The following is a 357-nucleotide window of genomic DNA, read 5'->3' as shown; positions in this document are numbered from 1 at the left end:
GGCTTGTAGCTCAGGTGGTTAGAGCGCACCCCTGATAAGGGTGAGGTCGGTGGTTCAAGTCCACTCAGGCCTACCAAATTCGCCTCCGTGCTGTGTTACGGCGATGCTCGCATACTTCAGTATGCTTCGCACCACCGCGCCTTGCCCGGAAACGAATTAGGGTACAGAGATTAGCATTTACGATGGGGTTATAGCTCAGCTGGGAGAGCGCCTGCCTTGCACGCAGGAGGTCTGCGGTTCGATCCCGCATAGCTCCACCATCCATTACTGCAAAAACACAAGAAAACTTCAGAGTGTACCTGAAAAGGTTCACTGCGAAGTTTTGCTCTTTAAAAATCTGGATCAAGCTGAAAATTG

Annotated in this window: 1 tRNA gene; it reads left to right on the top strand. The window is 51.3% G+C overall.

Annotated features, from left to right (window positions below):
* Positions 1–184: 184 nt before the first annotated feature.
* A tRNA-Ala gene (locus OGW44_RS00045) sits at positions 185–260 on the top strand.
* The last annotated feature ends 97 nt before the right edge of the window (positions 261–357 follow it).

The organism is Citrobacter sp. Cb023, from assembly GCF_030336805.1.
GTDB lineage: Bacteria > Pseudomonadota > Gammaproteobacteria > Enterobacterales > Enterobacteriaceae > Citrobacter > Citrobacter braakii.
This window is presented reverse-complemented; position numbering and strand designations above follow the sequence as displayed.